The following is a 19,682-nucleotide window of genomic DNA, read 5'->3' on the forward strand; positions in this document are numbered from 1 at the left end:
GCCTCGCGACCCGACATCCGATCTGGAGCAGACATGACATTCCGAATTCCCGCGGACGATGGCGTTGCGCCGTCGCGCCGACGTTTCGTGCAGGGCCTCGCGCTGGGCGGCATCGCCGCCGCAGGTGCCGGCCTGTGGCCGCGCGCCAGCTGGGCGCTGCAATCGCCGACGAGCCGCGTGCTCGCCGGCACCGATTTCGACCTCGTCGTCGGCGAGACCCTCGTCAACTTCACCGGCCGCACGCGCCCAGCGGCCACGATCAACGGCTCGCTGCCGGCACCGATCCTGCGCTGGCGCGAAGGCACCACGGTCGACCTGCGCGTGCGCAACGCATTGCCGGCCGGTTCGATCTACGGCGACATGACCTCGATCCACTGGCACGGCATCCTGCTGCCGTCGAACATGGACGGCGTGCCGGGCCTGAGTTTCGATGGCATCCACCGCGGCGAGACGTTCCAATACCGCTTCGACGTGCGCCAGGGCGGCACCTACTGGTACCACAGCCATTCCGGCTTCCAGGAACAGGCCGGCATGTACGGCGCGCTGATCATCGACCCGATCGAGCCGGAGCCGTTCGCGTTCGACCGCGACTACGTCGTGCTGTTGACCGACTGGACCGACCTGCCGCCGCAGGCATTGTTCGCGCGGCTCAAGAAAATGGCTGAGCACGACAACTACTACAAGCGCACGCTCGGCGACTTCGTCCGCGACGCGCGCGAGGAGGGCCTGCGGGCAACGCTGGCCGAGCGCCGTGGTTGGGGCCAGATGCGCATGACGCCGACCGACATTTCCGACGTCAACGCGCACACCTACACCTATCTGATGAACGGCACGACCTCGCCGGGCAACTGGACGGCGCTGTTCCGCAGTGGCGAAAAGGTCCGCCTGCGCTTCATCAACGGCTCGGCGATGACGTACTTCGATGTGCGCATTCCGGGCTTGAAGATGACGGTGGTCGCAGCCGACGGCCAGTACGTGCATCCGGTCAGCGTCGACGAGTTCCGCATCGCGGTGGCCGAGACGTTCGATGTGATCGTCGAGCCGTCCGGCCAAGACGCCTACACGATCTTCGCCCAGGACATGGGCCGCACCGGGTTCGTCAGCGGCACGCTCGCCGTGCGCGAAGGTCTGCGTACGCCGGTGCCGGATGTGGACGCGCGACCGATCCTGACCATGGACGACATGGGCCACGGCGGGATGCATGGTGGTGGTCATGCCGGGCACGGCGCGGGGCAGGGGAGTGCGCCCGATCATGCCGCGATGGGGCATGGTGTGGATCACGCCGCGATGGATCATGCGTCTATGCAGCATGCCGCGAGGGGGCACGGCGAAAATCACGGCGCCAGCGCGATGCAGGCGCATCCCGACAGCGAGCGCAACAATCCGCTGGTCGACATGCAGACGATGGCGCCGACGCACAGGCTCGACGATCCGGGTATCGGCCTGCGCGACAACGGCCGCACCGTGCTGACCTACGGGATGATGCGCAGCCTGTTCGACGATCCGGACGGCCGCGCGCCGGGGCGCGAGATCGAGCTGCACCTGACCGGCCACATGGAAAAGTTCGCGTGGTCGTTCGACGGCATCAAGTTCGCCGACGCCGAGCCCTTGCGGCTCAACTACGGTGAACGCCTGCGCGTGGTGTTGGTCAACGACACGATGATGACGCACCCGATCCATCTGCACGGCATGTGGAGCGACGTCGAAGACGCGCAGGGCAACTTCCAGCTGCGCAAGCACACCGTGGACATGCCGCCGGGCTCAAAACGCAGCTACCGCGTACGCGCCGATGCGCTCGGACGATGGGCCTATCACTGCCATCTGCTGTACCACATGGAAGCGGGCATGTTCCGCGAAGTGCAGGTGGTCGAATGAGCGCCTTGTCGACATTCGCACCCATCGGCGTGCTGGCCGCTGCATTGTGTGCCGCGATCGGCAGCGCGCACGCACAGCACAGCGCGCATGGGCATCATGCGCCGCCTGCAAAGCCCGTAGAAAAGCCAGCGCAACCGCGCGCAACATCGACGCCGCCACGCGCTTCGAAACCTGCGACAGCGCCGGCTGCGGATCCCCATGCGCATCACCGCAGGCCAGCAGAACCCGCGGCGACGCCGCGCCTCGATACAGCCCCGGCGGCCACGCATCAGGCGCATGGCAGCGGGCATGGCGAACCTGCAGGCGCGACCGGCGGGCGTGCGGAAGGCTCGCATGCGCAGCATCGCAACCAAGCCGCAGCCGAACCCGACGCCGCCCGGGATAACGCGTCTCACGCAGGGCACACAGGGCATCCTGCTTCCCCCAAGACGCCTGTGCCGCCCGTAGCCGATGGCGCACACGCACACCATCGAGGTGAACCTGCAAAGCCCGCCGGCGATCTACCAGCCGACCATCCGCCGCGAGAACCTCTGCCACCGATCACCGACGCCGATCGCGCCGCCGCGTTCCCCGACCATCTGCACGGCCACGAGATGCACGGCGACGCGATTCACAGCTTTGTCCGGATCAACCGGCTGGAAGTGTTCGATGGCGACCACGACAGCGGCCAGGCCTGGGAAGCGGACGCATGGATCGGCGGCGACATCGATCGGCTGTGGCTGAAAGCCAGCGGCGAACGCAGTGCAGGGCGGACGCACGCCGCAGATCTCGACGTGCTCTATGGGCGCAGCATCTCGCCATGGTGGGACGTCGTCGCCGGCGCTCGCCAATCGTTCCGGCCGGGGCCATCGCAGACCTTCGCAGCCGTCGGCATCCAGGGCCTCGCGCCGTACATGTTCGAGGTCTCGGCGATGGCGTACGCCGGTGAAGGCGGCCAGGTCATCGGCGAACTCGAACTCGAGTACGAACTGCTGCTGACCAACCGGCTGATCCTGCAGCCCGTGGTCGAACTCGAACTGGCGCGCCGCGATGATCCCACGCGCGGCATCGGCAGTGGTCTCACCAAGGCGGAGGCCGGCCTGCGCCTGCGCTACGAGTTCACCCGCAAGTTCGCCCCGTACATCGGCGTCGTGCACGAACGTGCGTACGGCGACACGCGCGACCTGCGTGACGCGATGGGTGAGGCACCAGACGGCACCAAGATCGTGCTCGGGCTGCGGACCTGGTTCTGACTTTGAGGTGGCGCCCGCGGTCAGGGCGCCACCTATCGGTCCGGCCCAGTCGATCCAATAATTACATAATGTACATTAGTTTACGGGCATAAAGCCGCGCTAACTGACTGATTCAAATAGCGTTTCGCCGATTGAAGGATAATCGGTGAACGACTCGATCCACACGCATCACCGGCCGTCTGCTCAGAGTGCAGAGGCGCGATCGCAGCATGCGCCTGGCAGGGCGGACCTGCCAGAAACACTGGTCTCGGCCTCGACGCCGTCGGTCCTGGACCCCTGCTGCGGCAGCCGCATGATGTGGTTCAACCGCGATGACCAGCGTTGCATGTTCGGCGACCGCCGGCATGAGTCTTTGGTTGTCACCGACCGCACGCATCGCGAAGACGGCACCCGTGCACTGTCGATTCACCCGGACGCGCTGCTGGACTTCCGCAGCCTCCCGTTCGCTGATGGCGCATTCGCTCTTGTTGTCTTCGATCCGCCCCATTTGGTACGGGCAGGTCCGCGCAGTTGGCTGGCCGCCAAGTACGGGAAGCTGGGCGCTGATTGGCAGAACGATCTGAGTGCAGGCTTCGCGGAGTGCTTCCGTGTACTGAAGCCCGAAGGGACGCTGATCTTCAAGTGGGCAGAGGTGCAGATCCCGCTGCGCGAAATTCTGGCGCTGACGCCTGAGCTGCCGCTGTTCGGGCACACGTCCGGCAAGCGGGCCGGAACTCATTGGCTGACCTTCCTGAAGGCGGCCGCATGAACTACTTCGAGCTCTATCCCGGCGACTACCTGCGCGACACGTCGCGCCTGACGATGCTCGAGCACGGCGCCTATCTGCGCCTGCTGATGGCGTACTACGGTGAAGAGGAGCCGCTGCCGGCGGCCCATGGCGAACTGTTCGTGATCGTCAGCGCGGTCAGCGCTGCGGACAAGGCGGCGGTGGTGAAGGTCGCCGACCGCTACTTCCCGATCGACGATGAGGACGGCCTGCGGCACAACAGCCGGGCCGACACCGAGATCGCCAAGGCCCAGAAGCGCATCCAGACGGCGCGTGTGAACGGCGCGAAGAACAAACCCAAGAAGAACCCAGCCGGTGACCCGACGGGTACACCCAGCGGGTCCACCCGTCGGCATACCCACTCTGGTGAAGCTCTCCACACGCCACACGCCACACGAAAAGCTCCTACCCCAGATACATCACCTGCGAGCGCCAAGAACTCTGAGCTGGCCAGCGCCTTGGCGCTCGCGCTGCAGGCAATGGGTTACAGCGAATGCAGCAGCGGAAGCCCTGACGTCAGGCTGGCAGCAGAGCAGGGCGTCACCGTGGCAGAACTGCAGGGCGCTGCGGCCGGCAAGATCGGGAAGCCGATCAGCTACCTGGTCACGCGTGCACTGGGCAAACGAACGGATGCAGCCGAGATCATTCGCGGCCAGCCGTCGACGGTCGTACCGATCAAGCCAGTCGATCCCGCCGAGGCCGAACGGGCGAAGCAGATCGCGAAGCTGGAAGACCAGGTCTACGACGTCCGTCACCTGTGCGACAAGCTCGGCCACATCGATGCCGATGAGCGCGACAGGCGCATCGCCGCGCTGCGTGATCAGCAGCGCGAACTCCGCCAGGGCGCAAGCGCGGAGGCTGTCTCGTGATTCGCCGCATCAACGAATGCCGCGCAAACACGGTTGTTGCACTGGTGCAGTGGCAACAGGAACGACAGGGCGCGAAGCCGCGCCACGACCGCGATGCGGCCGGTCGAACCGCTGGCGCCTCTGCCCAGTCTCACCACCTAGTGAGACAGAACGAAGCGGGCAGCGGAGGGGTGGGGGGGCGTCGTAAGTCATTGATCCATAAGGGTCCGTGGCAGGACGCCCCGACCGGGGCGACACCCCCCCTTCACATAGAATTAACAAATCTGTTCAGGTTCGTAACTACTGCCCCCTCGAAAAATGGAAGGGGGTCTAAGGGGCCGTTCTGGATCGGGGGTGCGGCTTGAACGCCGCGGACGTTGCGCCGCTGCCGGCGGCGGTGCTGGCGGCGCTGGCGCCGCTGCCCAACGGGCTGGCGCTGCCCGAGCACCGGGCGCACCTGATCGCAACCGACCGGCGGTTCCGCGAGGTGATGACGCGGGTCGAGGCGATGCATCTGCCGCCGGCTTCGCTGGCCGAGCTGTGGCTGTGGCTGGCGCACCTGGTCTTCGACACCGGGTCGAGGCCGTCGACAACGGGCCAGTCCTACGCCCGGACCATCGGCCGGTTCCTGAAATGGGCGGCCGGCGAGGGCGTCGACTTCCGCCAGGCGAAGCTGGCGGACTTCGAACGCTGGGCGCGGTGGTTGGCGATCAGCTGCGGCAACGGCGCCAGCTGGCGCAAGCAGCAGATCATGGCGCTGCGGAATTTCTACGACTGGCGCCGTAGCCGCGGCCTGGCCGAGGACAACCCCACCGCGGATCTGCGCCACCCGCGCAGCAAGCCCAAGCCGCCGAAGAAATACACCACCGAGCACCTGCGGGCGCTGTTCCGCGCCATCGACCAAGGCGTGCCACGCAGCCAGCGCCGTGACCGCGCGATCGTCCTGCTGCTGCTCACCACCGGCCTGCGCCGCGAGGAGTTGGCCTCGCTGCGGCTGGGCGACATCGAGTTCAGCGGCCGCCGCGGCGTGGTGCGCGTCAACGGCAAGGGCGCCAAGGAACGCGACGTGCCGTTCGAAGGCCCGGTCGTGCAGACGCTGCAGGACTGGCTGGAGGAGCGCCAGGGCCTGCCGTACGACTTCGACCCCGACGCGCTGTTCGTCGCCTTTGCCGGGCCGAACCGCGGCGCCCAGCTCACCGTCGACGGCCACGAGGCGCTGCTGGGCAAGTACGCCAAGGCCGCGAAGCTGCGCGAGTGGGGCATCCACCGGTTCCGCGTGACCTTCGCCACGCAGCTCTACGACGACGGCGCCGACATCGAGACCATCCGGGCGCTCATGGGCCACGAGTCCATCGAGACCACGCGCCGCTACCTCGCCGTCTCCGAGCGCGCCCGCAAGACGCGGCTCAACGCCGACCGCCAGCACAGCGTGCTCGGCACCAAACCGACCGGCCGCCCGCTCTGGGCGCGCATGGCAGCAGGGGAACTCACCAGTGATTGACGGCATCGACTTCAGCGACCGCGGCCAGGCGCCCACCGCGTTCGAGGTGGACCAGCTGCGCAAGGCCAACCCGATGGCGCCGTACATCCACGTCGCCCACCGGCTGATGCGCGACCTCGGCGACGTGGCCGGCGCGCAGGCCTTCGCCATCCTGCTCGACGAACTGGGCGGCGAGAAGGCGAAGCTGCCCGTGCGGCACCGGTTCTTCCGCCGCCTGTGGCGCTGCGAGCGCGACGAGCTGATCCTCACGCTGTGCACCCGGCCCGACTGGGCCATCGTCGACATCGCAGCGCTGCTGGGCGTCTCCAGGGCCACGGTGAGCGCGGTGGTCAGAACAGGGGGCGCGACTGGCGCCGCGAGTCGGTAGAACCGTGCCCGTGACCGACACGCCCGCCAACCCGCCTGCGCCCAAGCGCCCGCTCACCGACCGTGAGCTGGCGCAACGCCGCAATGCCGCCCAGCATTCCACGGGTCCGAAGACCGACGAAGGCAAGGCGCGCAGCAGCAAAAACGCGTGGAAGCACGGGCTCAACAGCGCTGTGCATCGCGCGCACTTCGACAACGGCATGGGTGCGCTGATCGGCGCGACCGGCAAGCCGTGTCTGAGCACCTGCCCGAAGTTTCCCTGCGGTCTGGTCGATGACGGACTCACCCAGGCTGGCGGCAACTGCCTCGACAAGCAGGTCTACGTGCAGGCCTTCGCCGCGGTGATCGATGCCGTCGAGAACAAGTCGATGACCGGCGTCGGCGCCATGATGGCGTCCGAGATCGCGAGCACGTTGCAGATGCTCCACGACCTCAAAACGCAGGTCACCAGCCTCGGCCCGATGATCGGAATCCCGATGGTCACCGCGGAGGGCGTGGTGGTCACGCGCGCCGACGGCAGCGAGGTCATGGGCAAGTACGTGCCCAATCCCGGCTGGCCCATCGTGCTCAAGACGCTCGAGGTGCTGGGCATCAGCCTGCCTGAAGCGCTGGCGACGCCGCAGGCGCAGAGCCGCGCGAAGGTCGAGACCGACAACGCCGACGCCATGCAGCAGGCACTGGGCGGGATATTCCAGCGCGCCGGGCTCGCGAAGCGGCCCGGGCGCGTCATCGAACACGGGGAGGGCTGATGGCCGCGAACGGATCAACGCGTCGCGGATACGACGCCCTGTGGGGCTGGTTCGGCCTGTCGCGCGCCGCCTGGCTCACGCTACCGCGATCGCTGATGCACGCCATGCCGGACGATTGGCAGCGCGACATGGCCTGCCTGCTCGAACAGTTCGACGAGACCTACCGAAACCTGCCGCGCGAATACTCGATCAGCGTCAACGTGCGCATCGATACACGCTTCGCACCGATGCCGGATTGGATGGGCAACTACCGCCATCCGGACGCCGCGCTGCTGCGATCGTTCCAAGCCGAGCACGGGGAAGGCTCATGAGGGAAGTCACGGAGCGCGACCTTCGGCACCCTAAGTTCGCGGAGGGAGAGCCTTCCGACTACGAGTTCCGGTCAGACGGTGCAATCGTCCGAAAGGACCGATGGGAGATGGCAATCCACGCCATCAAATCGGCTGTCGGGGACTCGCGCCGAGAATTCGAGGTTGCTGATGTGGTGTCCGCGGTGAAGGCGTTGGTAGCGCAGATCGAAAGCCAGCCTGACCCGGACCAAGAATCATGACCCGCCCTGTCCTCAAAGTCGATCTCGTCGGCGCGCAGATGCGCGACCGCGGCGTGTACGACGTCGACCAGTTCGACGCGTGGATGGCCGAGCGCGGTTGGGGCTGGCGGGCGCTGGAGCGGGGCGATTACGGCATCACCATCGACGAAGCGCTGCTGGTCTTCACCTTCGAGTGTCCGCTGCGCTGGGCCGAAACCTATCTGTTCGAGCCGGACAGCGGCGAGCCCTACAAGTTCTGGGACTACCAGCGGCCGAGCATGCTGGCGTGGGACCAGGACGTGGTGCACCAGGACGGGGCCGAGTGCGGCAAGACGCGCGAGATCATCGCGCTGGTGGCGTGGGCCGGCTGCACGTCGATGGGCGGGCGCGTGGCCAACCCGTGGTCGCTGGTGGCCGCGCCGCAGCAGACCCACCTCGACGAAATCATCATGGCGATCGAGGAGCAGTTCGGCGCGTCGGACGGGCACAGCAGCAAGACGCTGATCCAGCACTTCTGGATGAAGCCGAAGAAGACCCCGCACACGATGCACCGGTTCCTGGCGCCCAATCCGATCAACCCGGACCGGCCCAGCATCGCGCGCACCTACTACCGCCCGGGCGGTCACGACGGCGAGGCGTTCCGCGGCGTGCACGTCAACGGGTTCGGGCTGTTCGACGAAGGCGCGAAGGTCAAGACGGAAGTGATCTTCAGCGAATTCTGGCGTGCGCTGAAACCCGGCTGCCGCTCGCGCGTGTACTCGGTGCCGGACGGCGATCGCAGCACGCCGTATTTCCGTCTCACGCAGACGGCGCAGCTCAACCTGCCGCCGGAGAAAGACGGCTTCCGCCTGTTCCGCTGGCAGCAGACGATGAAGCCCGCGCCGTTCTGGAACGAGAAGCGCGAGGCTGACATGATCCGCCGGTTCGGCGGACGCAACACCCCCGGCTTCCAGCGCAACGTGCTGGGCGAACATGGCCAGTCCGAGAACCCCGTGTGGCCATGGGCAGTGATGCTGCCCAACGTGGTCGATATGCCCGGCTACCGCGTCATCAAGCTGCACGCCGATGCCGAAGCCGACACCCTGACCATCGACGTGCGCGGCGTGAAGCTGGTGCTCAACGAAGGCCGCAAGGTCGGCGAGTACGAATGGCACCAGGACAAGAGCATTCCGCTGCACGACATCCTGCGCGGCGATGACGCCGGCCGTCGCAAGGCGTTCCGCGACATCCTGCGCACGCATGTGCCGGGCGCGGGGCAGGGTGTGTTCTGGGCCGGCGCCGACCTCGGCGAGCGCAACGATCCCACCGAGATCATCCTCAGCGAGGAAGTGGGCACGGTGCTGCACGACCGCGTGCGTATCCACGCAAAGGGCTTCCCGTACCACCTGCAGGAAGAACTGATCGCGGCACTCGACGGGCTGTTCAACCACCTGCCGTTCTGGGGCGCCGACCTCGGCAGCGCCGGCACAACGGTGGTCAAAAATCTGATCAACGTCGACCGCTTCGCCGCCTGCGCGTTCGAAGACCGAATGATCGGATTCCACTTCCAGCAGAACGTCGACTGCGTGGGCGAGGACGGCGAGGCGCTGGAGGAAGACGACACCCGCACCGGCGAGCGCAAGACCACCCACGCCCCCGCCAAGCACTGGGCCACCCAGTGCATCAGCGCCCGCATGCAGTCAGGCGGCTACGCGATGGCCTACGACAACGAGGTGCTCAACGCCATGGCCACGCAGACCGCGCGGCCGGGTGCGAAGTGGCCGATCTACAGCAAGCAGGACGACCACATTCCCGACGCGCGCCGGCAGCAGATGCTGCGGCGGCTGCGTTCGCTGACCGATGACGGCGTCGCGCACGACGTGTTTGCGGTGGGGTCTGTGCAGAGGCGGGTGGCGTGATGGCCGGTCGAGCGTGGACGCGCGACGAGGACCGGCGCCTACGCGATCTCGCGCCCCGCCTTTCTAGCGCTGATATCGCACTGCAGATTGGGCGATCCCCGGATTCGGTCAAGCACCGCGCGCGTGCACTCGGGCTGTCGCTCGCCAAGTTTGGAGATGCGCATCCGATGACGCGCTACACCGAGTCCGCGATCGAGAACGCCCGCCAGTTGCACGACCAGGGGTTCGGGCCGCGCTGGATTGCGCGGCGCCTTCAGATCAACGAGAACACGCTTCGGTCGGCGCTCTACTACCAGCAGAGACGCCGTGCATGACCTTCGAAGCCTGGCGCATCAGCTTCCAATCCAGCGAGCAGGCCGCCCGCGCCGCATTCGACGCTTGGCAGGCCGACAAAGTGTTGCTCGACTGGCTGGCAGACACGGACACCACCACCGGCCAGGTGCTGCTGCCCACCGTCTGCGTCGAAGCCAACCTCACCGACATGCGCGCGGCGATTCGCGCTGCGATGCATCTGGAAAAGACCAAATGAACCTCAATCCCGCCAGCTGGTTCCGCGGCAAGTCCGCTGCCGCCACCCACAACCAGGGCGGCGCGATCGCGGCCGTCACGCGCGAGTCGACGTCGATGGGCGTGTGGCACAAGGAGCTCGCCGCATGGGAGCCGCGGGCGGTCAACCCGCACCTGTACGAAGCGCTGAAAGAGGCCATCCCCATGCTCGACGGCGGCATCAGCCGCCTGGTCACGCTGGACGGCATCATCGGCGTGGAGGGCGGCAACGACCGCATCACCGGGATCATCGACGACTGGATGCAGAACGTCCCGGTCAACGATCTGGAAACCGGCTTCCAGGCGATGTACGCCTCGCAGGGCGAGGAACTGTACGAGCAGGGCATCGGCGTCGCCGAGTTCGTGTTCGACGGCAAGGGCCGCGAGGTGATCGGCCTGCGCGTGGCGGACAGCAAGGGCATCGGCTTCGTGCGCGGCGAATCGCAGCTGCACACGTTCTACCGGCCGCCCAGCCGCCGCGGTGACCGCCGCGCGGATGGCCTGGGCAACGTGGAGCAGATCCTGCGCGGCAATGCCTGCGCGCGCGACATGATGGCGGCGCTGGTCGGCATCGGATGCGTGGAGCTGGACGCGTCGCAGTGCATGTTCGCCGTGCACCGGCCCGAGGCCGACAACCCCTACGGCACCAGCGTGCTGCGCAGCCTGCCGTTCGTCGCGCAGATCCTGCTGCGCATGCAGAACTCCACCGCGCGGCTGTGGGAGCGCTTCGGCGATCCGTCGTTCCACGTGGGTTACAAGACCGCCAACCGCAACGTCGACTTCGTCGAGGCCAACAAGCGCGCCAGCAACATCGCGATGGAGCTGGGCCGCTCCATGGCAGCCAAGGCGCACGGCAACAGCGTCGACCTCGCCACCGGCGTGGGCAAGGACGACGAGATCACCATCGACGTCATCGGCGCCGTCGGCGAGGCCATGGCGATCGAGATGCCGGCCCGGCACATGATCGAGCAGATCGTCGCCGCGTTCGGCATTCCCGCGTGGATGCTGGGCATCAGCTGGGCACAGGCCGCTGGCATCGCCGAGCCGCAGGCCGAACTGGTCATCCAGGACGCCAAGACCCGCTTTGCCCGGCGCCTGCCGGGCCTGAGCCGCCCGGTCGAGGCCATGCTGCGGGGGCGCGGCATCACCTGGAAGCCGGGCGACTGGAAGCTGGTGCAGCACCTGCCCAACCTGCACGACGAAGTGAAGCGCGCCCAGGCCGAGTTCCTGCGCGAGCAGGCGCGCATGATGCGCGGCGAGAGCGGCGACCCCACCGACGCCACGCCGCGCGGCCTGGACAACAACCTACGCACCAGCCGCGCGCCGTCGCGATCGAAGGCGCGCAAGGCCGCCAGCGACGACGACGGCGAACCGCGAGCGGAAGCCGATCCCGCGCTGCCGGAACTGGAAGCCACCGCGATCACCGAGATGATCGACACCTGGCGCGACCTGCGCGATGCCACGCTGCGCGCGGTCGGCCTCTCCAGCTACGCGAAGGGCGCCTCGCGCAAGTCCGGCGAGGATCTGCTGGAATTCATCTTCGACCGCGCCACGCTTGCGCAACTGCTGGCGCTGGAAGCCGGCGCGGTGACCAGTCTGTCCGGATCGCTGCTGTCGGCGCAGTTCGGCGCATGGAACCGCGGCATCGCGAACGCGGGGCTGGAACTGCTTTCCGGATTCGACTCGCCCGAAGTGCAAGCCGCCATCGCCGAGCGCCGCGCGGTGATGCAACAGCACTACGCCGAGCAGGGGCTGGAGCTCGTGCGTGGTGGCCTGTCGCGGCGCTATGAGCAGAACATCGTCGGGCTGCTGACGTCGGGCGGCTACGACGGCCAGAACCCCGCGCACGTCGCCGCCGATCTGCAGCGCCGTTTCGGCGGTGGCGAAGACAACTGGCGCCGCCTGGCGCGCAGCGAAGTCACCTGGGCGCAGGCGGAGGGCAAGCTGGACGGCTACCGCGAAGCCGGCGTCACCGAGTACGACTACGAGACCAGCGAAGACGGCCGGGTGTCGCGCATCTGCCTCGATCTCGCCGCACTCGGCCCGTACGACATCGACGACGCATCATCGCCGATTCCGCTGCGCGACTCGCATCCGAACTGCCGCTGCTCGGTGCGCGCGAGGGTGTGACGCCCGCAGCCGTTGCGCTGGCAAGCGCTGCACTTCGCGGTTCAGGCCTGCAATCGCTCCAGCGCGTACTGGACCGGGTAGGGCGCGCTGCGCCGGTCTGTCGATGCTTCGGGCGCGAGGTAATAGCGCATCAGCCTCTCGGATATCCCGATGCGGCGCGCGGCCTCGCGTTGCGTCACGCCGGCCTGCTCCAGCAGCGCCCGCAGGTAGTCGGGGCGAGGGTCGTGCTTGGATGCGTCGGGCGTCACAGGTCGGCGCCGGTTGCAACGTCGTAGTAGTCGCTATCGATGCGGTGGGTGAGGAGGAAATCCTCAATCAGCCCCTTGTCCAGCATGGCGATCGTGTCGTTGTCGCGTGCGTCCTGCGTGATCCACTCCGGCTCGACGCCAGCAACCTTAGCGGCGGCGAGCGAGTGATGACCGTCTGTGATGACGCGCACAGCGCCCCAACCGACGACAAAGAACTCAGGAGATACGCTTACGGTGAAATCCTCGGCGTCCAGCTTGGCTGCAACGGTGGCGTCGTCGATGTATCGCTGGGCGCTGATGGTGAGGAGCATTTCGATCTCTTTGTTTCGCCCCGCCGGAGTGGCTGGCCATGGCGCCATTATAGGCACATAGTGCCTATTGTCAACCAGCGGGCATGAGTTGAACTCGTGGGGTCAGCGTCGCGGCCGTAAGAGACCGCCTCCACTGCGCGACTCGCATCCGAACTGCCGCTGCTCGGTGCGCGCACGCGTGTAGCGCGATGCGTCAGTACAGGGGGCGACGCTAGCGGCGTCGCCCGACAAAGTCCCTCCATACGATCCCGCCCGCGCGCTTGCCGGGCCGTCGAACGGAGCAGGACATGACCGAACACCACGACCTCGAAGAGATCCGCAATCTGCCGTCGGCGGAGCTGATCGAACTGCTGCCCGCTGTCGAGCCCGGGAAGCTGGCCGCACTGCGTGAGGCGGAAGCCGCTGACGCGAAGCCGCGGCAGGCGGTGATCGACGCGATCGACAAGGCCATCGACGCGCTGCCGAAGACCGGCGCGCGCACCGAGACCGAAGCGGCGGCCGCGCAGAAGGCGCAGACCCCGGCGCAGCGCAAGGCGGCCGAGAAGGCCGCAGCTGCGGCCAAAGCCTCCGACAAGCTACGCAGCCCTGCACAGCAGCCTGCCGCGGACTCGCAGCCGGCCACGGCCGCCGCGACCGACGCTACCCCCGCGTGGCAGGCCGCGGACTACGACGGCCCGATCACCATTCCGCAGGCCGAGTGGCGCCGCCACCACATCAAGCCAGCCCAGGCGGTGCGCGAGAAGTGAGCGGCACAACGCGCCACAAGTCGCTGTCTGTCCGCGTCAAGTCGTCGGGAACGGCGACTGACGTGCAGATGACCGCGATCGCGCAGTACACCCTCGCCGAGATTCCGGCGGAGAAGCTGTACGTGCGCACGTTCGCACTGGCGCACAACGGCATCGATCGCGACAACGAGTGCTTCGACGAAGCGCTACTGGCGGACTTCGCACGCACGCTTCCGGGCAAGGGTCTTTTCATCAAGCACCCGACCGGCTGGGATGGCGATAGCGGCCCGGGCAAGGGCCGCTGGTTCGGTGCAAAGCTCGAACGCATGAGCCTGGACGAAGCGCGCGCGTTGCTGCGCGAGCCGGGGTTGAAGTTCCCGCCAGGCGTCGAGACCGGCGTGGTGCTGATGGCCGATGCCTATCTCGTGCGTACCACCGGCAATGCCGATCTGCTGGACGAGATCGACGCTGGTGTGGTCGGCGATGTCTCCATCGGCTTCACCTACAAGGATTCCGAGCGCGTCGTCGACGTCAACGGAATCGAACTCAACATCTGGCGGCTCACCAGCCCCGGCGAAGCGAGCGAAGGCTCGCTCGTCTGGCTGGGCGCACAACCCGGCGCACGCGCCATCAAACACGCAAACCGAACCGAGGATCGCACCATGCCGACCGAAGAGCAGTACCAGGCCGAGAAGTCGGCACGCACCACCGCCGAGACCAAGGCCACCGCGCTGCAGGCCGAGCTGGACCAGGCCAAGCCGTCGCACGACATCGTGCTGGGCCTGCGCAAGGCGCTGGGCGACAACGCCGCGCTGATCGACAAGCCGGACGACCTGGCCGCCTCGGTCAAGGCCGCCGCGGTGTACCGCGACGAGCTGATAGACACCATCGTCAAGCAGGAGCGCCAGCTGGGCCTGTGCGACGACGACGACGAGTCGGTGGCTGCCGCCAAGGCGATCTACGCCGGTGACCCGCTCACGCGCCTGCAGGGCCGCGCCAAGCGCCTCGAAGCGCAGGCCACCAAGGGCGGGCGCATGCCGCCTTCCGGCGCGCACCGCGGCCAGGAGCCGGCGCCCACCGGCGAGTTCGCCGAGAACCCCGCGTTCGGCTGATTGCCGCGCGCCTTTCCCCATTCCGGAGTCACGCAGATGCGCCTCAACATCGCCAGCCCCAGCGAACTCGTCAAGTCGATCGGCTTTGCGCACACCGCGGCCACCACCGCGCGCACGCCGATCGTCATCAACGGGAAGCTGATGATCCCCGCCAACACTGCGGCGGCGAACGTGCACAACGCGTTCGTCTACGAGACGGAAGTCAACGACGCCACCGCCACCACCGAGGTGTGGGCCGTCAACGACCCGATCTACTACGCCGCGGCCGGCGCCGGCGCGCTGACCAAGACCGCCGCCAGCAATGCGTTCTTCGGTTACGCCCTGCAGCCCAAAGCGGCCGGCGTGCTGGTGAGCCCGCTGGTCGCCTTCAACACCCACTTCACGCCGCCGGCCTGACCGGCGCGCGCACGCACCCTTTTCTCCGGAGATCGATATGTCCGCTGTCGCCAAGTTCCACGCGCTCGCGAGTCTTCCCATGCAGACCGAACAGCAGCGCAAGGCGCTGGCCGCGGCGGTCAACCTCGAGCTGTCGCTGCCGGGCATGTTCCTCGACATGGCCGGTGGCAAGGCCGCCAACGATGCGCGCGTCACGGTGACCAGTGCCGCCGGCGCACGCCCGGCGCTGCCGAACCTCGACGCGGTGAAGTCCGCGCTGCGGGTGAAGTACCCCACGGCCACTGACACGCCGCAGAGCAGCAACGTGGCGGCACGCATCGACCAGTGGTTCCACACCGGCCTGGCCGAGATCGATCTGGCGTGGACCAACCTGTTCCGCCTGGTGGACATGCGCGGCGGCAACCAGGACGCGTTCGAGATCTACACCGGCGAGTTCCCGGTGCAGTTCAAGCAGCGCGCCCCGGGCGAGAAGATCGAGATCGCCCGCGTGCCGGCCGAGACCGAGCTGCAGGTGAAGTACGTCAAGTACGGCGCCGGCATCGGCATCCAGGACGACTGGCTGCGCTACAACAAGTGGTGGACCGTCGCCGACGTCACGCTGGGCTTCCGCACGCAGGCGTGGGACCAGAAGGCCGCGAACCACTACGGCCTGTTCACCGGCCTGGGCAGCGGCATCAACTTCGCCCACATCGCGGGCGACGACTTCGGCACAGAAACCCTCAACGCCGCCGCGGCGTCCATCTACCGCGCGCAGCAGGGCAAGGGCACGGCGGTCAGCGCCTCCACGCCGCTGTGGATCGTCACCAGCCCGGAGAAGGTGGGCTACATCAGCCGCATGCTGGAAGTCACCCGCGGCAGCCTGATCGCCGGTTACCACGGTGGCGAGCCGCTGATCGCGCAGATCGCCGGCGTCATCGCCACCAGCCACGTGGCCGCCGACGATGCCGGTTACTACCTGGTGCTGCCGGGCCGCAAGATCGCGCGCGGCGTGTGGCAGGACCTGCAGGTCGAAGAGAACCGCGATATCTACAAGCAGGCCGACGACATGGTGGGCACGGAGCAGTACAACGCGATCGTGGCCGACACGTCGCAGGTTCGCCGCGTTCTGTTCGGCTGACGGGACAGGCGGCCCCGCAAGGGGCCGCCGCAGCCATGGCGGCCAAGGCGACCATTCAGGACATCACCGACGCTGGCTTCCGCCAGGAGCAGTTCGGCACGCCTGACGAACGCGAGAACGACAGCTGGGCGGAAGAGGGCGGTTACCTCGACCGCCTGCTGGTCCGCGCATCTGCGTGGGCGATCGGCCGCTTCGGTGCCGGCTACGTGGACGTGGTGGCGCCGTCGGCGCTGTTCGAACACCTGCGCGCGGCGGAGTTGTGCTGGGTGTCGGCGCAGTTGTGGAACCGCCGTGCCGGCTTCATCGACAGCAACGCGGCCACCAGCCGCGACGATATGTCCTACCTCAACCGTCGCGAGTACGAGGCGCAGGCCGAGCGCGCGATGGAGTGTGCCGAGTCCTACATCTGCCTCGCGCTGGGCGACCGCTCCCCCGGCAGCGCCGTCGTGATGACCCATGTGGTGACCGGGCCGTTCGTGTCTACGCGAGGTGCGCGATGCGGATGACGATCAGCGACGGCGGCCTGAGCCGCTGGGGCAGCGATGCCCGCACGCAGATCCCGGCCGCCCGCAAGGCGTTGCTGCGCATCCTCGCCACGCGGCTGGAAGGGCATGCGCTGGATCTGTCGAAAGGCGGCAGCGCGCCCGGCGACTACCCGATTCCCGTGGTCAGCGGCAAGTTCCGCGGCGCGTTCGGCATTCGCGTGAGCGATCGCAGCGCGGCCGTGTTCAACGAGTCGAACTACGCCCGCGCCATCCACGAGGGCTACCAGCCCTACGGCAACCCAAACGCCCGGCCGATTCCCGCGCGCCCGTATTTCAGTGACGCGTTCGACAAGCTGGATCTGGACGAAGCCCACAACACGTGGGAGCAGCAGTTCATCAACACCAACGGCTTCACCACGAAGGCGCCGCGTCGATGAGCGCCGCCGTCTTCGCCGCGCTTGCAGAGGCGCTGAAATCCGATTCCGAATTCATTGCGGACATGCAGGCGCTTGCGCTTGGCCGCACGCCGACCGCGGTGCCCAAGGTGCTGGAAGGCAACCGCCGCTTCGACCAGCTGGGGCAAGAGCACTACCCGTGCTGGTTGATCGAGCCGGGCGATTCGCAGGGCGCCAGCGCGTCCAACGATGGTGGCGACCTCAATGGCCTGGTGCTCAACAGCACGCAGCAGGACTGGCTGGACGAGATCGACATCAGCCTGGTCTGGCACCAGCAGGACTACCCGCGCGCGCTCACGCAGCGCAAGGGCATCGTGCCCGCCGTCGTACGCCTGCTGCTGCGCAACCCCGGCCTGGGCGATGCCTCGCTGATCTACGCCGTCGGCGTGCTCAACGACCGCAGCTACCGCCACCCGACCCACGTGCAGACGCTGACGCTGCGCGCCCACACCACTATCGACCGGGACCCCGACTGATGACCAGCACACCCACAAAGCCGCCGCGCGCATCGCGCGCCACGCCGCCGGCCGATCAAGTTGTTGACGCCAACAAGATGATCGCCGCAGCACCCGTCGAGCCCACCGTGCGCGTGGTGCTGCCCGTCGGCGCACGCCCGGGCCTGCTGCGCGTGGGCGACTACGTGCCCGGCGTGACCTACGCCGTCACCCCCGCATCCGCCGAGCGCCTGCGCGCGCGCGGCTTCCAGATCGCCGCCGACGTCACCGACACCGCTCACTCCGCCACAGCGGACGGTGCCGGCGGCGGCTCCACCACGCAGGAGAGCTGAGCCATGGGCAAGAACGCCACCGGTGCGCTGACGCGCTTCACCGGTTTCACGCAGTCGGCGTTCGGCGCCGTGCCCGATCCTGCGGCTGGCGAGGTGCTGTATCTCAGCACGCTCGCCTTCGGAGGTGAGCCCAACCTCGAGCCGGACCCCACGCTGGGCAGCGGCTACCGCGGTGAACAGAAGGGCGACGAAGGCCGCTTCGATCCCACCGGTACCGCCACCGCCATCATCGGCACCAGCATCGGCTTCTGGCTCAAGCACCTGATCGGTGCGCCGGTCACCACCGGCGCCGCAGGCGCGTACACGCACACCTTTGCGGTGGGCAACGGCGCGCAGGCCATCCCGCCCGCGCTGCTGATCGAACGTGACTTTGGCGATCGCATCGCCGGCACCGGCCGCATCGCCCGCGACCAGGACGTGCGCATCGGCTCGGCCGCGTTCGCGTTCACCACCGGCGGCCCGCACCAGACGGTGAACTACAACCTGGTGGGCGCCCGCAAGGTCGCGCTGCCCGCACTGCCGCTCGACGACACGCCCGAGGACTACGGGCACAAGGCGTTCGTGCTGTCCGGCCTGACGCTGGTGCTGGACGAAGGCGCCACGGAAGTCTGCGTCGAAACGCTGAACATCAACTGGGACAACGATCTCGACACGGATCTGTTCTGCCTCAACGACGGCGGCCAGCGCCACGATCTGCCCGAAGGCCAGGTGCGGATCAGCGGCGACGGCGTGGCGCAGTTCGACACCGCCGCGCTGCTGCTCAAGGCGCAGGCCGACCAGTCGCTGGCGCTGCGCATCCGCATGCGTCGCGGCAGCGGCGCCGGCACCGTGGGCAACGAGGAGCTGACGCTCAACGTCCCGCTCAGCGCACTGGTCGCACCGGTACCGGGCGTCACCGGCCCGCGTGGGTTGAAGCAGGCCTTCAGCTTCCGCGCCTACCGCCCCGAGAACGGCGAGGTCGGCGTGACCGCCGTGCTCAAGTCGCCGCGCGCGGTCATCTGAGGGCGCCTGCATGTTCCGATTCGCACACCTCGGCCGCGTGTGGTGGCCCGTCGAACTGCCCTACGGCAACGAGGATGGCGGCGACCCCGTCACCATCCACCTGCTGTTCCAGCTGATGACCGACGAAGAGCTGGATGCGCGTGAGCATGCGGCGCTGACGCACACCGTGGAACAAATCACGCGTGACCTGGCGAAGCCGCCGGCGGGCGAGGGCGATGCGTCGCCGATCGACGAAGCCACGCAGATCCGCGAACAGGCCGATGCGGTGGTCAAGCTGCTCGCCGCCACGCAGGCCGCGAAGCTGGAAAGCCGCGCCGACCTGCTCAAGCGCGTGACCGACTGGCGCGACGTGGTGGACGACGCCGAGCAGCCCGAACCCTTTACCCCCGGGAAGCTGGAAGCCCTGCTGCAGCACCGGCCGTTCTTCGTGGCCGTGCGCGATGCACTGCTGACGGCGAGCCGGGACGGTGTCTCAAAAAACTCATTGCCTGGGCCCGCTGGATTGCCGGCGCGGGTCCAGGCCTGAAGAACGGGGAGCGGCTGTGGGATTTCGAGAACCTGCACGGCGATACGTTCACGTCGGAGGCCTGCCGGTCCTGTCCGG

Annotated in this window: 25 protein-coding genes; 23 read left to right on the forward strand and 2 right to left on the reverse strand. The window is 67.8% G+C overall.

Annotated features, from left to right (window positions below; genetic code table 11):
* The first annotated feature begins 33 nt into the window (after positions 1-33).
* From J2W68_RS10230 to J2W68_RS10290, 13 genes are all read left to right on the forward strand, one after another.
* Positions 34-1,875, forward strand: coding sequence for a copper resistance system multicopper oxidase (locus J2W68_RS10230; protein ID WP_310235385.1), 1,842 nt, complete (start codon positions 34-36; stop codon positions 1,873-1,875).
* A gap of 434 nt (positions 1,876-2,309) precedes the next feature.
* Positions 2,310-3,107: a copper resistance protein B gene (locus tag J2W68_RS10235; protein ID WP_310235388.1), complete on the forward strand. Its 798-nt coding sequence runs from the start codon at positions 2,310-2,312 to the stop codon at positions 3,105-3,107.
* A gap of 145 nt (positions 3,108-3,252) precedes the next feature.
* Complete coding sequence (locus tag J2W68_RS10240; protein ID WP_310235391.1) at positions 3,253-3,855, forward strand: SAM-dependent methyltransferase; 603 nt, start codon at positions 3,253-3,255, stop codon at positions 3,853-3,855.
* A complete protein-coding gene (locus J2W68_RS10245; RefSeq protein ID WP_310235394.1) occupies positions 3,852-4,742 on the forward strand; it encodes a YdaU family protein in 891 nt (296 codons plus the stop codon). Before J2W68_RS10240 ends, J2W68_RS10245 begins: the two co-directional genes overlap by 4 nt.
* Positions 4,743-5,082: 340 nt before the next feature.
* Positions 5,083-6,222 carry a tyrosine-type recombinase/integrase gene (locus J2W68_RS10250; RefSeq protein ID WP_310235397.1) on the forward strand — a complete coding sequence of 380 codons (1,140 nt, stop codon included), beginning with the start codon at positions 5,083-5,085 and terminating at the stop codon, positions 6,220-6,222.
* Positions 6,215-6,589 (forward strand): hypothetical protein, encoded by a 375-nt coding sequence (locus tag J2W68_RS10255; RefSeq protein WP_310235400.1) that lies wholly within the window; start codon positions 6,215-6,217, stop codon positions 6,587-6,589. The genes J2W68_RS10250 and J2W68_RS10255 overlap by 8 nt, the downstream gene beginning before the upstream one ends.
* A 4-nt stretch (positions 6,590-6,593) precedes the next feature.
* Positions 6,594-7,337, forward strand: a complete 744-nt coding sequence (locus tag J2W68_RS10260) for a hypothetical protein (protein ID WP_310235403.1) — start codon at positions 6,594-6,596, stop codon at positions 7,335-7,337.
* Entirely contained in the window at positions 7,337-7,648 is a 312-nt protein-coding gene (locus J2W68_RS10265) for a hypothetical protein (protein WP_310235406.1), read from the forward strand. The genes J2W68_RS10260 and J2W68_RS10265 overlap by 1 nt, the downstream gene beginning before the upstream one ends.
* 107 nt (positions 7,649-7,755) lie before the next feature.
* Positions 7,756-7,887 (forward strand): hypothetical protein, encoded by a 132-nt coding sequence (locus tag J2W68_RS10270; protein WP_310235408.1) that lies wholly within the window; start codon positions 7,756-7,758, stop codon positions 7,885-7,887.
* Positions 7,884-9,764 (forward strand): hypothetical protein, encoded by a 1,881-nt coding sequence (locus J2W68_RS10275; protein WP_310235410.1) that lies wholly within the window; start codon positions 7,884-7,886, stop codon positions 9,762-9,764. Before J2W68_RS10270 ends, J2W68_RS10275 begins: the two co-directional genes overlap by 4 nt.
* 167 nt (positions 9,765-9,931) lie before the next feature.
* Positions 9,932-10,078, forward strand: a complete 147-nt coding sequence (locus J2W68_RS10280) for a hypothetical protein (protein WP_310235412.1) — start codon at positions 9,932-9,934, stop codon at positions 10,076-10,078.
* Positions 10,075-10,293, forward strand: coding sequence for a hypothetical protein (locus J2W68_RS10285; protein WP_310235416.1), 219 nt, complete (start codon positions 10,075-10,077; stop codon positions 10,291-10,293). The genes J2W68_RS10280 and J2W68_RS10285 overlap by 4 nt, the downstream gene beginning before the upstream one ends.
* Complete coding sequence (locus tag J2W68_RS10290; protein WP_310235420.1) at positions 10,290-12,440, forward strand: minor capsid protein; 2,151 nt, start codon at positions 10,290-10,292, stop codon at positions 12,438-12,440. Before J2W68_RS10285 ends, J2W68_RS10290 begins: the two co-directional genes overlap by 4 nt.
* Before the next feature lie 41 nt (positions 12,441-12,481).
* Here the strand turns inward: J2W68_RS10290 and J2W68_RS10295 are convergent, their stop codons facing one another.
* Together J2W68_RS10295 and J2W68_RS10300 are read right to left on the reverse strand one after the other, a co-directional pair.
* On the reverse strand, positions 12,482-12,688 hold the full coding sequence (locus J2W68_RS10295) for a helix-turn-helix transcriptional regulator (protein WP_310235423.1): 207 nt from the start codon (positions 12,686-12,688) through the stop codon (positions 12,482-12,484).
* The gene (locus tag J2W68_RS10300; RefSeq protein WP_310235426.1) at positions 12,685-12,999 is read right to left on the reverse strand and encodes a hypothetical protein; all 315 of its coding nucleotides are present in this window, start codon (positions 12,997-12,999) and stop codon (positions 12,685-12,687) included. The genes J2W68_RS10295 and J2W68_RS10300 overlap by 4 nt, the downstream gene beginning before the upstream one ends.
* A gap of 287 nt (positions 13,000-13,286) precedes the next feature.
* On the opposite strand from J2W68_RS10300, the gene J2W68_RS10305 reads away from it, so the two are divergent.
* The 10 genes from J2W68_RS10305 (at position 13,287) to J2W68_RS10350 (ending at position 19,604) form a co-directional block, all read left to right on the forward strand.
* Positions 13,287-13,745, forward strand: a complete 459-nt coding sequence (locus J2W68_RS10305) for a hypothetical protein (RefSeq protein WP_310235428.1) — start codon at positions 13,287-13,289, stop codon at positions 13,743-13,745.
* 68 nt (positions 13,746-13,813) lie between these two features.
* On the forward strand, positions 13,814-14,836 hold the full coding sequence (locus J2W68_RS10310; RefSeq protein ID WP_310235430.1) for a hypothetical protein: 1,023 nt from the start codon (positions 13,814-13,816) through the stop codon (positions 14,834-14,836).
* A 36-nt stretch (positions 14,837-14,872) separates the two neighbouring features.
* The gene (locus J2W68_RS10315; RefSeq protein ID WP_310235434.1) at positions 14,873-15,232 is read left to right on the forward strand and encodes a capsid cement protein; all 360 of its coding nucleotides are present in this window, start codon (positions 14,873-14,875) and stop codon (positions 15,230-15,232) included.
* 37 nt (positions 15,233-15,269) lie between these two features.
* Positions 15,270-16,349 (forward strand): hypothetical protein, encoded by a 1,080-nt coding sequence (locus J2W68_RS10320; RefSeq protein WP_310235437.1) that lies wholly within the window; start codon positions 15,270-15,272, stop codon positions 16,347-16,349.
* Between the two features lie 35 nt (positions 16,350-16,384).
* Positions 16,385-16,855, forward strand: a complete 471-nt coding sequence (locus tag J2W68_RS10325) for a hypothetical protein (protein WP_310235439.1) — start codon at positions 16,385-16,387, stop codon at positions 16,853-16,855.
* The gene (locus J2W68_RS10330) at positions 16,846-17,271 is read left to right on the forward strand and encodes a hypothetical protein (RefSeq protein WP_310235442.1); all 426 of its coding nucleotides are present in this window, start codon (positions 16,846-16,848) and stop codon (positions 17,269-17,271) included. The genes J2W68_RS10325 and J2W68_RS10330 overlap by 10 nt, the downstream gene beginning before the upstream one ends.
* The gene (locus J2W68_RS10335; protein WP_310235445.1) at positions 17,268-17,765 is read left to right on the forward strand and encodes a hypothetical protein; all 498 of its coding nucleotides are present in this window, start codon (positions 17,268-17,270) and stop codon (positions 17,763-17,765) included. Before J2W68_RS10330 ends, J2W68_RS10335 begins: the two co-directional genes overlap by 4 nt.
* Positions 17,765-18,076: a hypothetical protein gene (locus J2W68_RS10340; protein ID WP_310235448.1), complete on the forward strand. Its 312-nt coding sequence runs from the start codon at positions 17,765-17,767 to the stop codon at positions 18,074-18,076. Before J2W68_RS10335 ends, J2W68_RS10340 begins: the two co-directional genes overlap by 1 nt.
* A 3-nt stretch (positions 18,077-18,079) precedes the next feature.
* Entirely contained in the window at positions 18,080-19,078 is a 999-nt protein-coding gene (locus tag J2W68_RS10345) for a phage tail tube protein (RefSeq protein WP_310235451.1), read from the forward strand.
* 10 nt (positions 19,079-19,088) lie between these two features.
* A complete protein-coding gene (locus J2W68_RS10350) occupies positions 19,089-19,604 on the forward strand; it encodes a hypothetical protein (RefSeq protein ID WP_310235454.1) in 516 nt (171 codons plus the stop codon).
* Positions 19,605-19,682: the final 78 nt, after the last annotated feature.

The organism is Luteimonas terrae, from assembly GCF_031457535.1.
Classification (GTDB): Bacteria; Pseudomonadota; Gammaproteobacteria; order Xanthomonadales; family Xanthomonadaceae; genus Luteimonas; species Luteimonas terrae_A.